Origin of the sequence: Pseudomonas fluorescens (genome assembly GCF_902497875.1) — a bacterium.
In the GTDB taxonomy this organism is placed as follows: Bacteria; Pseudomonadota; Gammaproteobacteria; order Pseudomonadales; family Pseudomonadaceae; genus Aquipseudomonas; species Aquipseudomonas fluorescens_BR.
Window position 1 is genome coordinate 138160 of sequence record NZ_CABVHY010000018.1, and the last position, 12683, is coordinate 150842.

The window sequence follows — 12683 nt, forward strand, 5'->3', positions numbered from 1 at the left end:
ATAACTATTGGACGAGAATTGCCTGTGCCAGTTCAAGGTCGCTGGCACGAAGTTTTGATTGGCTGTGTCGCAGGAAATTCAGCGCGGATTCCAGTTGGGCCCCGCGCAGCTGCCCATCGCTGGCGACAAAGGCTGCGGCATCATCCTGGGCGGCCAGGATCAGTTTGTTTTCAAAAGGCGCGGAGATCACTTTGCTGGTGGCGTAGCCGCTGACCACCAGGCCTTGTGTGCTGACCTCGAGGGCCTGCGCCGGACCTGTCCAGCAGGCAGCCATGCATAAGGTGATGATGAGTGTATGGGGCAGATAACGCATGGGACTCGATAGCTCAAAGCGAGTGCCAAGGCTAGCGCAATGCCCGTGCTAGAGCCAGCATCGAAGAATGGGGCACGGCAAGCATGCCCCGCTTTGCGTCTTGCGATCAGATGGCCAGGATCGCTTGTGCCAGCTGTGCGTCGCTCGCATTCAACTGCGGTGCCTGTTGGCGAATGTGGTCCAGAGCGCTTTCCAGTTTCACACCACGAATGGTGCCTTCGGTGGCGACGAAGCTGGCGGCGTCGTCACGGGCCTCACGAACGATCTTGTCGTCGCGCAGGGATGAGGTCAGATCGGAGGTGGCGTCTGAGGTGGCCTTGAGCGCACCGACGACAGCGTCCGTGGTCACGATGAAGCTGGTGGCTTGCGCATTGGCGGCCACGACCAGCAGGGCTGCAGCACTGAGCAGACGAAGACGGGACATGGTGAAACTCCTGTGAAATAACAGATCAAAGTGGCACCGAGCAAAGCACCTGGCAGCCACTGCGGTTTGCGGTGCCTTGAATATCAGACGCGCGCTTTGCCGGGTTCGCCACGTTCCAGGTGGATATTAGGCCGTACTGCGGCTGTTCGAAAAGCCTGTCGCGTCAACTATAAGCAGTTAACGCCAGGATGGCTTGTCCAGTTCAACGATGCGGTCGGCGTGGCTGAGGCCCAGATCGGCGAGTTGCTGATCGTTCAACTGCCCCAGTAAACGGCGGGTGCGGGCTCTCTCCCGGCTCCGGGCAATGGCTGCGAACAGGCGACCCAAGGCCTGGATGAACGTCCGCTGGCGGGTCTTGGGTGCTGCTACTTCCAATAAGTGATTCATGCTGCGGTCCTCGCCGAGAGGCCAACGTGCAGGCCTTGGAACACCATGTTGTTCGCCAGGAGTCTATGAATACAGACACACCACGGATAAATTGTACCGGTTCAATTTGCACTATTAATAAACTGTACTTGTTGGAAAGTATCGCGTCTGTACGGCCCCTGTTTTCCAGGCCTGAAACGACAAAACCCGTCGCGGTTGCCCGCGACGGGTTTTGTTTGTGCAATTCAGGGTGCTGGCGGTGGATCCCGTGGGATCAGAGCCAGCGACGCTAATTTAGCGCCAGAACGGCTTGCTCAACTCTTCATAACGTTGTGCTTCGCTAATCCCTGCGTCAGCCAGCAGACGCGAATCCAGGCGAGCCAGTTGGTGGCGGCTGGAGATGCGGCGCTGCCACAGCATCAGGTTGGCGAAAACACGAAGAGGCATGGAAGCCTGGGTGTTTACAGCTTGGTCTTCGAAGTACAGGTCGGAACTGAGTGTACGTTCCATGATTAGCATCCTTCCGCTTGTGGCGGGATTAGGTAGTGGTTTAACTGATGCCAATGATCCTCCTCTTGTGCAAGTCTCTGTAGATACAGTTCACCTGTATTGTGAGGGACCAGTTAACTGTTTATAGCGGCTGTACGGGTCCAAATTGGAGCAACTGTACCTGTCTGCACGATAATGGTGCAATTTAGACCGATTGACCCGAAAAAGTAGGAGAATACCCTAGGAAAAGACCGGTACAGCAGTACAGTTTTAGACGGTATATGCGCTGGCAGCGAGCAGCTGACAAAATTGCATTTGCGTCAGCTGCCAACTGTATCAATTACACCGCGAGCATTTTCCCGGTTTCATCCAGGTTGATGTGCCAGCTCAGTGCTTCACGCAGGATATGCGGGGTGTGTCCGCCGATGGCGCAGGCGGCTTTGAAGTAATCGTTCAAGGCGTCGCGATAGGCTGGATGCACGCAGTTGTCGATCACCACCCTCGCCCGCTCCCGTGGCGCCAGGCCGCGCAAGTCCGCCAGGCCTATCCCGGTGACGAGAATGTCGACGTCGTGCTCGGTATGGTCAACATGGCTGACCATCGGCACGACGCTGGAGATCGACCCGCCCTTGGCAATCGACTTGGTGACAAAGATCGCCAGGTGCGCATTGCGCGAAAAGTCGCCCGAACCACCGATGCCGTTCATCATCCGCGTGCCGCAGACGTGAGTGGAGTTGACGTTGCCGTACAGGTCGAACTCCAGCGCGGTATTGATGCCGATAATGCCCAGGCGGCGGATGACTTCCGGGTGGTTGGAAATCTCCTGTGGGCGCAGCACCAGTCGCGGCTTGTAGCGGCTCAGGTCGCTGAAGACTTCGGCGTGCTTTTTCGCCGACAGGGTCAAGGAGCTGCCCGAGGCGAAGCTCAGCTTGCCGGCGTCGAACAGATCAAAGGTAGAGTCCTGCAGGACTTCCGAGTACATGGTCATGTCGTGGAACGGTGAGTCGAGCAGACCGTGCATCACGGCGTTGGCGATGGTGCCGACGCCCGCTTGCAGTGGCATCAGGCTGTTGGTCAGGCGGTTTTCGCGCACTTCCTTCTTGAAGAACTCCACCAGGTGATTGGCGATGGCCTGGGTGTCCAGGTCTGGCGGCAATACGGTGGACGCCGAGTCGGGCTGGTCGCTGATGACGATACCGACGATCTTCGCCGGATCGATCTGTACCGCATGGCTGCCGATGCGGCTGTCAGTCTTGAGTATCGGAATCGGCAGGCGGGTCGGCCGATAACTCGGTATATAGATGTCATGCAGGCCTTCGAGCTCCAGCGGCTGGGCCAGGTTGATCTCGATGATCACCTCTTTGGCCAGGATCGCGAAGCTGGCCGAGTTGCCCACCGAGGTGCTCAGCACCAGATGGCCTTCTTCGGTGATGGCGACGCACTCGATCACCGCCAGGTCCACGGCTTTGATCTGACGGTTGCGCAGTTGTTCGACAGTGTCGGAAAGGTGCTGGTCGATAAACATCACCGAGCCATCATTGATGGCTTTACGCAGGGTGCTGTCGACCTGGAACGGCATGCGCCGCGAGAGTACGCCGGCTTCGGTGAGTTGTTTGTCGAGGTCGTTGCCCAGGCTGGCGCCGGTCATCAGGCTGATTTTCAGCGGAGTCACTTTGGCGCGTTCGGCCAGTGCATGAGGCACGGCCTTGGCATCGCCGGAGCGGGTAAAACCGCTCATGCCGACGGTCATGCCGTCCTTGATCAGCGCGGCGGCATCAGCCGCGCTCATGATCTTGTTTAACAGCGAAGGCAAGCGAATACGATCACGATACATGGATGGTTATCTCGGGCAACGAAAGCAAGGAATGCAGTTTAGTGACTTCAAAAAAAATCCTCCCGCTACCATGGTCGAATGCCGACCCTTGATTTAGAGCCTTTGGTCGGTTTTTGCGGGCAATAAAAAACCCCAGCCTACTCGAGGCCGGGGTTTTGGGTGTTGCGCTGGAGCAGTGTTTATTCGACGGCTTTGACCATGTCTTCGATGACTTTCTTGGCGTCGCCGAACACCATCATGGTCTTGTCCAGATAGAACAGCTCGTTATCCAGGCCGGCATAACCGCTGGCCATCGAGCGCTTGTTGACGATCACGGTCTTGGCTTTATAGGCCTCGAGGATCGGCATGCCGGCAATCGGCGATTTCGGATCATTCTTCGCCGCCGGGTTGACCACGTCGTTGGCGCCAAGCACCAGTACCACGTCGGTCTGACCGAATTCGGAGTTGATGTCTTCCATCTCGAACACCTGCTCGTAAGGCACTTCGGCCTCGGCCAGCAGGACGTTCATGTGCCCTGGCATCCGCCCGGCAACCGGGTGAATCGCGAACTTAACGGTGACGCCACGGTGGGTCAGCTTCTCCGCCAGTTCCATCAGCGAGTGCTGGGCACGCGCCACTGCCAGGCCATAGCCGGGCACGATGATCACGGTATCGGCGTTGGTCAGCAGGAACGCGGCGTCGTCGGACGAGCCGGACTTCACCGGGCGCGCTTCCTTGGAACCGGCAGGGCCGGCCACTTCGGCTGCGCCGCCGAAACCGCCGAGCAACACGTTGAAGAACGAACGGTTCATCGCCTTGCACATGATGTACGAGAGGATCGCACCCGAGGAGCCCACCAGGGAGCCGGCGATAATCAGCATCGAGTTGTTCAGCGAGAAACCGATACCGGCCGCGGCCCAACCCGAGTAGCTGTTGAGCATCGACACCACCACCGGCATGTCCGCGCCGCCGATCGGGATGATGATCATCACCCCCAGCACGAAAGCCAGCGCCAGCATCACTGCGAACGCCGTGAGGTCGCCGGTGAAGGTGAACACCAGGCCCAGGCCTAGCGTGGTCAAGCCCAACACCAGGTTCAACTTGTGTTGGCCGCTGAACTGTACGGGTGCACCCTGGAACAGGCGGAACTTGTACTTGCCCGACAGCTTGCCGAAGGCAATCACCGAGCCGGAGAAGGTAATGGCACCGATCGCCGCGCCCAGGAACAGCTCCAAGCGGTTACCGGATGGAATCGCATCGCCCAGTAGCTTGACGATACCCAGCGATTGCGGCTCAACGACAGCAGCGATCGCGATGAACACCGCGGCCATACCGATCATGCTGTGCATGAAGGCGACCAGTTCCGGCATCTTGGTCATTTCAACGCGCTTGGCCATGATCGAACCGGCGGTGCCGCCGACCAGCAGGCCGACAATCACGTAGCCGATACCGTCGGTTGCCAGCTCGGCGCCGAGTTTGTAGATCAAACCCACGGTGGTGATGATCGCCAGCGCCATGCCGAGCATGCCGTACAGGTTGCCGCGCCGTGACGTGGTCGGGTGCGACAGGCCTTTAAGGGCCTGGATGAAGCAAACAGAGGCGATCAGATACAGAGAAGTAACCAGATTCATACTCATGAGTTCTGAGCCCCTTGTTCTACTGGCAGTTCTTTAACCTTGGGGGCTTTTTTCTTGAACATCTCAAGCATGCGTCGAGTGACCAGGAAGCCACCGAACACGTTCACCGCGGCCAGTGCCACGGCCAGGGTGCCCATGGTCTTGCCCAATGGGGTGACGGTCAACGCAGCAGCGAGCATGGCGCCGACGATGACAATCGCCGAAATGGCGTTAGTCACCGCCATCAATGGCGTGTGCAGTGCAGGGGTAACGTTCCAGACCACGTGATAACCGACATAAATCGCCAGCACGAAGATGATCAGGTTGTAGATACCGGGGGAGATAAGCTCTTCCATCGTCTTGTCCTTAGGCGTTCTTGCGGATGACTTGGCCGTCGCGGCACATCAGGCACGCGGCGACGATGTCGTCTTCGAGGTTGATCTGGAATTGGCCTTCCGGGGTGAAGACCAGCTTCAGGAAGTCCAGCAGGTTGCGGGCATACAGCGCCGAGGCGTCTGCAGCGACCTGCGCCGCCAGGTTGGTATGGCCGACGATGGTCACGCCGTGAGCGACGATCACTTGATCGGCCACGGTCAGCGGGCAGTTGCCGCCTTGAGCCGCCGCGAGGTCAATCACCACCGAGCCGGGCTTCATTTGCGCGACGGTTTCAGCGCTCAGCAACACCGGAGCCTTGCGACCCGGAATCAACGCGGTGGTAATGACGATGTCCGCCTGCTTGGCGCGTTCGTGGACCGCCAGCGCCTGGCGCTGCATCCAGCTGGCCGGCATCGGCCGCGCATACCCGCCGACACCGACGGCGCATTCGCGCTCTTCATCGGTCTCGTAAGGCACGTCGACGAACTTGGCACCCAGGGATTCGATCTGCTCCTTCACCGCCGGACGCACGTCCGAGGCCTCGATCACCGCACCCAGTCGCTTGGCGGTAGCGATCGCCTGCAAGCCGGCCACGCCGGCGCCGAGAATCAGCACCCGTGCCGCTTTCACGGTACCCGCAGCGGTCATCAGCATCGGCATGAAACGCGGATAGTGATGAGCGGCTACCAGCACGGCTTTATAGCCGGCAATGTTGGCCTGGGACGACAGCACATCAAGGCTCTGGGCGCGGGAGGTGCGCGGTGCGGCTTCGAGGGCGAAGGCAGTGATGCCACACTCAGCCAGCTTGGCAATGGTTTCATTGCTGAACGGATTGAGCATGCCCACCACGACCGTGCCGCTCTTGATCAGAGCCAGCTCGCTGTCGCTGGGAGCGACGACCTTGAGAATCAGCTCCGCACCGAACGCATCGTTGGCGCTGCCAATGGTCGCACCTACTGCCTCATAGGCACTGTCGACAACGCTGGCGTTAATGCCGGCGCCGCTTTGCACAGTGACTTTATGACCCTGGCCGATCAGCTTCTTGATGGTTTCAGGGGTTGCAGCAACCCGCGTTTCACCCGTCTGGGTTTCGAGAGGAACACCAATGTGCACGTCAAATCTCCTGCATGATCTTATTGCTTTTGATCTTTATAAGAAGGCCAGCGCACTCCGGACGGTGCGGCTGGGGCGGCCGATCAGCACGACCCCGCGCTAATCAAAGGCGGGGCGCGGCATTTTGCAGGCGAACTTTGTGCCCTTCAAGAGTTTATGGCGCGTGACGGAAAATTAACTACAAGTCACCCCGTGACCGAATGTCGCAATGAACAGGCTAGATCCCTTGAAAGCCGGGCCTTGCATGGATTCTGGCCGGAATTTTGCGATTTCCAGATCGGCGCTGTGAATGTGCCGGTATCGGCTCGAAATAGCCGCTGGAAGCCACGTTTTCAGGCGCTTATGGGACGATTGTACCTCATCTCGGTACAGTTTCATTAAACGCGACATATAGTTATATCTGTAGGGTTTTCAATTTACTGACTACGGGGTCAGCTAATGCCTGTAAGCCCCTACCCTTCTAGTCTGTAGCTCTGCGCCTGGTTCACCAGCCAGTCGCGAAATGCCTTTAAAGAGGCCGATTCGACCTTTCGGTCAGGAATCATCAGGTAATACGCCTTGATGCTGGACAGTGCCTGGGGGTTGGCAATCACCAGGCGCTTCTCGGCCAATTCCCGCTGAATCAGAAACGGCGGGATCAGCGCGATGCCCATGTCGTGCATGGCGGCCTGAGCAAGCATGGAGAATAGCTCGTAGCGCGGTCCTGTCATGTCTCGCGGGACATTAAGGTTTTGTGACCCGAACCACTGGCGCCAGGCATAAGGCCGGGTGGTTTGCTGCAGCAGGGGCAATTGGGCAATCCGTTCGGCGCTCAGATGGTTTTCAGGCCCCATAAGTCGTGGGCTACAGACCGGCATCGGGTTTTCGCCCATCAACCGGTGAGACTCGGTACCCGACCAATCGGCATCACCAAAGTAAATCGCGGCATCGAAGTCGGTGTCGGCAAACAGGAATGGCCGGGTCCGGTTAGTCAGGTTGACCGTGACTTCCGGGTGCTGCTGCTGGAAATCCTTGAGCCGCGGCAACAACCATTGCGTGCCGAAGGTGGGAACGACGGCCAGCTCGATGACGTTGGCGCCCTGCTGGCCCATCACCGACAGCGTATCGCGCTCGACGGCATCCAGTTGGGTGGCGATCCGGCGACTATAAGACAGTCCGGCTTCAGTCAGCTTCACCCCGCGGCGGGAGCGTCGGAACAGTTCGACGCTCAAGAACTCCTCAAGGCTGGCAATCTGCCGACAAATGGCACCCTGGGTAAGGGAAAGCTCTTGCGCAGCCTTGGTGAAGCTCTCGTGGCGGGCTGCCGCTTCAAAACTGATCAGTGCAGTGGTACTGGGGATCTTCCTGCGCATCTACGGCAACCTCACAAGAAAACTGTCAAAAAGCGGTTTCGAGCTGTTACGGAGTGAGAAATTAGCACAACAGTATGCAAAATCCTCGTTTGCCGTATTCGCTGGGTCGGCCTAGGATCGGTCCACGATAGTTCACCTGATTCGTGAGGACACACCCATGGGCGGTAAAGCAAGCTTCAACTGGATCGATCCCCTGCTGCTGGATCAACAGCTCACCCAAGAAGAACGCATGATTCGCGATACTGCCCAGCAATTCGCTCAGCAGAAGCTCGCGCCGCGCGTTCTTGAAGCTTTCCGCCATGAAAAGACCGATCCGGCGATCTTCCGCGAGATGGGTGAAGTGGGTCTGTTGGGTGCGACCATTCCTGAGCAGTACGGTGGCAGTGGCCTGAACTACGTCAGCTACGGCCTGATTGCGCGTGAGGTCGAGCGTGTCGACTCCGGCTATCGCTCGATGATGAGCGTGCAGTCCTCGCTGGTGATGGTGCCGATCAATGAATTCGGTACCGAAGCTCAAAAGCAGAAGTACCTGCCAAAACTCGCCTCGGGTGAATGGATCGGTTGCTTCGGTCTGACCGAACCTGACCATGGTTCCGACCCTGGCGCGATGATCACTCGTGCACGCAAAGTGGAAGGCGGCTACAGCCTGACCGGCAGCAAGATGTGGATCACCAACAGCCCGATCGCCGATGTGTTTGTGGTCTGGGGTAAGGACGATGCCGGTGACATTCGCGGTTTCGTGCTGGAAAAAGGCTGGAAAGGTCTGAGCACTCCGGCGATTCACGGCAAGGTTGGCCTGCGCGCCTCCATCACCGGCGAGATCGTCATGGATAACGTGTTTGTGCCAGAAGAGAACATATTCCCGGACGTCCGTGGCTTGAAAGGTCCTTTCACCTGCCTTAACTCCGCGCGTTATGGCATCGCTTGGGGCGCGCTGGGGGCTGCCGAGTTCTGCTGGCACACCGCCCGCCAATACACCCTGGACCGTCAGCAGTTTGGCCGCCCGTTGGCCGCCACCCAGTTGATCCAGAAAAAACTGGCCGACATGCAGACTGAAATCACCATGGCCCTGCAAGGCTGCTTGCGCCTGGGGCGGATGAAGGACGAAGGCACTGCTGCCGTCGAGATCACCTCGATGATGAAGCGCAACTCCTGCGGCAAGTCCCTGGACATCGCTCGCATGGCCCGTGACATGTTGGGTGGCAACGGTATCTCCGACGAATTCGGTGTGGCCCGTCATCTGGTCAACCTGGAAGTGGTGAACACCTATGAAGGTACTCACGACGTTCACGCGTTGATCCTCGGCCGTGCACAGACAGGCATCCAGGCGTTCTATTAATAGGAGAACGACCATGGGCGCGCTATCGCATCTACGAGTACTGGATTTATCGCGAGTGCTGGCCGGTCCCTGGGCCGGGCAGATCCTCGCGGATCTCGGGGCCGAGGTTATCAAGGTCGAGCGCCCGGGGAATGGCGATGACACGCGCGCCTGGGGCCCGCCCTTCCTGAAAGACGCCTATGGCGAGAACACCAGCGAGGCGGCCTACTACCTGTCGGCCAATCGCAACAAGCAGTCGGTCACCATCGACTTCACGCGTCCGGAAGGTCAGCGCCTGGTGCGTGAGCTGGCGGCCAAGTCAGACATCCTGATCGAGAACTTCAAGGTGGGTGGTCTGGCAGCGTATGGCCTGGACTATGAGTCGCTCAAGGCGCTTAACCCTGAGCTGATCTATTGCTCGATCACCGGCTTTGGCCAGACCGGGCCATATGCCAAGCGTGCCGGCTATGACTTCATGATTCAGGGCTTGGGTGGCTTGATGAGCCTGACCGGTCGTCCTGAGGGCGACGAAGGTGCCGGGCCGGTGAAAGTCGGCGTCGCGCTGACCGATATCCTGACCGGGCTCTACTCGACGGTGGCGATCCTTGCGGCACTGGCGCATCGGGATCATGACGGCGGTGGCCAGCATATCGATATGGCGTTGCTGGATGTTCAGGTGGCCTGTCTGGGTAACCAGGCGATGAACTACCTCACCACCGGAATTCCTCCCAAGCGGCTAGGCAATGCTCACCCTAACATCGTGCCCTACCAGGATTTCCCGACGGCCGATGGCAACTTCATTCTTACCGTTGGCAATGACGGGCAGTTCCGCAAGTTTGCCGAGGCGGCCGGGCAGCCACAATGGGCGGATGATCCGCGGTTTGCTACAAACAAACTGCGGGTGGCCAACCGTGCGCTGCTGATTCCGCTGATTCGTCAGGCAACGGTCTTCAAGACTACGGCTGAGTGGGTCGCGTTGCTGGAGCAGGCCGGTGTGCCGTGTGGGCCGATCAATGACCTGGCCCAGGTGTTTGCCGATCCACAGGTCCAGGCGCGTGGTCTGGCAATCGAGCTGCCCCATGCCCTGGCAGGGCTGGTTCCCCAGGTGGCCAGTCCGATCCGTCTTTCCGAGACGCCGGTTGAATACCGCAATGCCCCTCCTCTATTGGGCGAGCACACCTTGCAGGTATTGCAGCAGGTATTGGGCATGGAGCCGTCAGCTGTTGCTGCTTTGCGAGAAGCCGGCGTGCTGTAAGTGTTCTCTTCTATATAGAGGCGCTAACTGCGCTTCTATATAGAAGGGGCAAAAACCGGCGCTTTTCGGGCTTTTCCGGGCTTATCGATAGAAAGCCTCAATTAGGCCTTGACGGCAGATCCTGGAAGTCTATAATTCGCCCCACTTCCGGCGCAGTCGAAACGGAAAACTCCTTGGTAAACAAAGAGTTACGCGGTTTTCGACAGCGAGTTGCTTCAGTTCATCGAAGCCCAGAAGGAGTTGATAGAGTCGTGTTGTTTGACCCTATTAACGGTTCGATCCACTCGGTCGAAAGCGGTGTAAAACAGGTGTTGACAGCAGCGAGTAACGCTGTAGAATTCGCATCCCGCTAACGAGTGATCGGAAGCGCAAGTGGTTGAAGTTACAAGGGAAACTTTGAAAACTTCTGAAAATAACCGCTTGACAGCAGCAGAGGAAAGCGTAGAATGCGCACCTCGGTTGAGACGAAAGATCTTAACCAACCGCTCTTTAACAACTGAATCAAGCAATTCGTGTGGGTGCTTGTGGGGTCAGACTGATAGTCAACAAGATTATCAGCATCACAAGTTACTCCGCGAGAAATCAAAGATGTAACCAACGATTGCTGAGCCAAGTTTAGGGTTTCTTAAAAACCCAAAGATGTTTGAACTGAAGAGTTTGATCATGGCTCAGATTGAACGCTGGCGGCAGGCCTAACACATGCAAGTCGAGCGGCAGCACGGGTACTTGTACCTGGTGGCGAGCGGCGGACGGGTGAGTAATGCCTAGGAATCTGCCTGGTAGTGGGGGATAACGTTCGGAAACGGACGCTAATACCGCATACGTCCTACGGGAGAAAGCAGGGGACCTTCGGGCCTTGCGCTATCAGATGAGCCTAGGTCGGATTAGCTAGTTGGTGGGGTAATGGCTCACCAAGGCGACGATCCGTAACTGGTCTGAGAGGATGATCAGTCACACTGGAACTGAGACACGGTCCAGACTCCTACGGGAGGCAGCAGTGGGGAATATTGGACAATGGGCGAAAGCCTGATCCAGCCATGCCGCGTGTGTGAAGAAGGTCTTCGGATTGTAAAGCACTTTAAGTTGGGAGGAAGGGCATTTACCTAATACGTAAGTGTTTTGACGTTACCGACAGAATAAGCACCGGCTAACTCTGTGCCAGCAGCCGCGGTAATACAGAGGGTGCAAGCGTTAATCGGAATTACTGGGCGTAAAGCGCGCGTAGGTGGTTTGTTAAGTTGGATGTGAAATCCCCGGGCTCAACCTGGGAACTGCATTCAAAACTGTCAAGCTAGAGTATGGTAGAGGGTGGTGGAATTTCCTGTGTAGCGGTGAAATGCGTAGATATAGGAAGGAACACCAGTGGCGAAGGCGACCACCTGGACTGATACTGACACTGAGGTGCGAAAGCGTGGGGAGCAAACAGGATTAGATACCCTGGTAGTCCACGCCGTAAACGATGTCAACTAGCCGTTGGGAGCCTTGAGCTCTTAGTGGCGCAGCTAACGCATTAAGTTGACCGCCTGGGGAGTACGGCCGCAAGGTTAAAACTCAAATGAATTGACGGGGGCCCGCACAAGCGGTGGAGCATGTGGTTTAATTCGAAGCAACGCGAAGAACCTTACCAGGCCTTGACATCCAATGAATCTGCTAGAGATAGCGGAGTGCCTTCGGGAACATTGAGACAGGTGCTGCATGGCTGTCGTCAGCTCGTGTCGTGAGATGTTGGGTTAAGTCCCGTAACGAGCGCAACCCTTGTCCTTAGTTACCAGCACGTAATGGTGGGCACTCTAAGGAGACTGCCGGTGACAAACCGGAGGAAGGTGGGGATGACGTCAAGTCATCATGGCCCTTACGGCCTGGGCTACACACGTGCTACAATGGTCGGTACAGAGGGTTGCCAAGCCGCGAGGTGGAGCTAATCCCAGAAAACCGATCGTAGTCCGGATCGCAGTCTGCAACTCGACTGCGTGAAGTCGGAATCGCTAGTAATCGCGAATCAGAATGTCGCGGTGAATACGTTCCCGGGCCTTGTACACACCGCCCGTCACACCATGGGAGTGGGTTGCACCAGAAGTAGCTAGTCTAACCTTCGGGAGGACGGTTACCACGGTGTGATTCATGACTGGGGTGAAGTCGTAACAAGGTAGCCGTAGGGGAACCTGCGGCTGGATCACCTCCTTAATCGACGACATCAGCTGCTCCATAAGTTCCCACACGAATTGCTTGATTCATTGAAGAAGACGATA

Annotated in this window: 11 protein-coding genes and 1 rRNA gene; 3 read left to right on the forward strand and 9 right to left on the reverse strand. The window is 57.6% G+C overall.

Features of this window, described 5'->3' with window-relative positions; translation table 11 throughout:
* Nucleotides 1-4 precede the first annotated feature (4 nt).
* The 9 genes from F8N85_RS19170 to F8N85_RS19210 form a co-directional block, all read right to left on the reverse strand.
* Nucleotides 5-313, reverse strand: a complete 309-nt coding sequence (locus F8N85_RS19170) for a DUF2388 domain-containing protein (RefSeq protein ID WP_150805109.1) — start codon at nt 311-313, stop codon at nt 5-7.
* A gap of 106 nt (nt 314-419) precedes the next feature.
* Nucleotides 420-737 carry a DUF2388 domain-containing protein gene (locus F8N85_RS19175; protein ID WP_150805110.1) on the reverse strand — a complete coding sequence of 106 codons (318 nt, stop codon included), beginning with the start codon at nt 735-737 and terminating at the stop codon, nt 420-422.
* 177 nt (nt 738-914) lie between these two features.
* Nucleotides 915-1124: a DUF1127 domain-containing protein gene (locus tag F8N85_RS19180; protein ID WP_150805111.1), complete on the reverse strand. Its 210-nt coding sequence runs from the start codon at nt 1122-1124 to the stop codon at nt 915-917.
* Between the two features lie 273 nt (nt 1125-1397).
* Nucleotides 1398-1613, reverse strand: a complete 216-nt coding sequence (locus tag F8N85_RS19185) for a DUF1127 domain-containing protein (protein WP_150805112.1) — start codon at nt 1611-1613, stop codon at nt 1398-1400.
* A gap of 319 nt (nt 1614-1932) precedes the next feature.
* On the reverse strand, nt 1933-3426 hold the full coding sequence (locus tag F8N85_RS19190) for an acetyl-CoA hydrolase/transferase family protein (protein ID WP_150805113.1): 1494 nt from the start codon (nt 3424-3426) through the stop codon (nt 1933-1935).
* Nucleotides 3427-3605: 179 nt separating this feature from the next.
* Nucleotides 3606-5042, reverse strand: a complete 1437-nt coding sequence (locus F8N85_RS19195; protein WP_150805114.1) for an NAD(P)(+) transhydrogenase (Re/Si-specific) subunit beta — start codon at nt 5040-5042, stop codon at nt 3606-3608.
* Nucleotides 5039-5377 carry an NAD(P) transhydrogenase subunit alpha gene (locus F8N85_RS19200; protein WP_150805115.1) on the reverse strand — a complete coding sequence of 113 codons (339 nt, stop codon included), beginning with the start codon at nt 5375-5377 and terminating at the stop codon, nt 5039-5041. The genes F8N85_RS19195 and F8N85_RS19200 overlap by 4 nt, the downstream gene beginning before the upstream one ends.
* A 10-nt stretch (nt 5378-5387) precedes the next feature.
* Entirely contained in the window at nt 5388-6509 is a 1122-nt protein-coding gene (locus tag F8N85_RS19205; protein WP_150805116.1) for a Re/Si-specific NAD(P)(+) transhydrogenase subunit alpha, read from the reverse strand.
* A gap of 452 nt (nt 6510-6961) precedes the next feature.
* Nucleotides 6962-7861 carry a LysR family transcriptional regulator gene (locus tag F8N85_RS19210; protein WP_150805117.1) on the reverse strand — a complete coding sequence of 300 codons (900 nt, stop codon included), beginning with the start codon at nt 7859-7861 and terminating at the stop codon, nt 6962-6964.
* Nucleotides 7862-8018: 157 nt separating this feature from the next.
* On the opposite strand from F8N85_RS19210, the gene F8N85_RS19215 reads away from it, so the two are divergent.
* The 3 genes from F8N85_RS19215 to F8N85_RS19230 all read left to right on the forward strand — a co-directional run bounded on the left by F8N85_RS19215 (nt 8019) and on the right by F8N85_RS19230 (nt 12618).
* Nucleotides 8019-9200 (forward strand): acyl-CoA dehydrogenase, encoded by a 1182-nt coding sequence (locus F8N85_RS19215; RefSeq protein ID WP_150805118.1) that lies wholly within the window; start codon nt 8019-8021, stop codon nt 9198-9200.
* 13 nt (nt 9201-9213) lie between these two features.
* Nucleotides 9214-10434: a CaiB/BaiF CoA transferase family protein gene (locus tag F8N85_RS19220; protein WP_150805119.1), complete on the forward strand. Its 1221-nt coding sequence runs from the start codon at nt 9214-9216 to the stop codon at nt 10432-10434.
* Between the two features lie 645 nt (nt 10435-11079).
* A 16S ribosomal RNA gene (locus F8N85_RS19230) occupies nt 11080-12618 on the forward strand.
* The last annotated feature ends 65 nt before the right edge of the window (nt 12619-12683 follow it).

Excerpts from the sequence above, each read along its gene's own strand:
- F8N85_RS19170 (WP_150805109.1), bottom strand. The coding sequence starts at position 313 with ATGCGTTATCTGCCCCATACACTCATCATCACCTTATGCATGGCTGCC.
- F8N85_RS19175 (WP_150805110.1), bottom strand. The coding sequence starts at position 737 with ATGTCCCGTCTTCGTCTGCTCAGTGCTGCAGCCCTGCTGGTCGTGGCC.
- F8N85_RS19180 (WP_150805111.1), bottom strand. The coding sequence starts at position 1,124 with ATGAATCACTTATTGGAAGTAGCAGCACCCAAGACCCGCCAGCGGACG.
- F8N85_RS19185 (WP_150805112.1), bottom strand. The coding sequence starts at position 1,613 with ATGGAACGTACACTCAGTTCCGACCTGTACTTCGAAGACCAAGCTGTA.
- F8N85_RS19190 (WP_150805113.1), bottom strand. The coding sequence starts at position 3,426 with ATGTATCGTGATCGTATTCGCTTGCCTTCGCTGTTAAACAAGATCATG.
- F8N85_RS19195 (WP_150805114.1), bottom strand. The coding sequence starts at position 5,042 with ATGAGTATGAATCTGGTTACTTCTCTGTATCTGATCGCCTCTGTTTGC.
- F8N85_RS19200 (WP_150805115.1), bottom strand. The coding sequence starts at position 5,377 with ATGGAAGAGCTTATCTCCCCCGGTATCTACAACCTGATCATCTTCGTG.
- F8N85_RS19210 (WP_150805117.1), bottom strand. The coding sequence starts at position 7,861 with ATGCGCAGGAAGATCCCCAGTACCACTGCACTGATCAGTTTTGAAGCG.
- F8N85_RS19215 (WP_150805118.1), top strand. The coding sequence starts at position 8,019 with ATGGGCGGTAAAGCAAGCTTCAACTGGATCGATCCCCTGCTGCTGGAT.
- F8N85_RS19220 (WP_150805119.1), top strand. The coding sequence starts at position 9,214 with ATGGGCGCGCTATCGCATCTACGAGTACTGGATTTATCGCGAGTGCTG.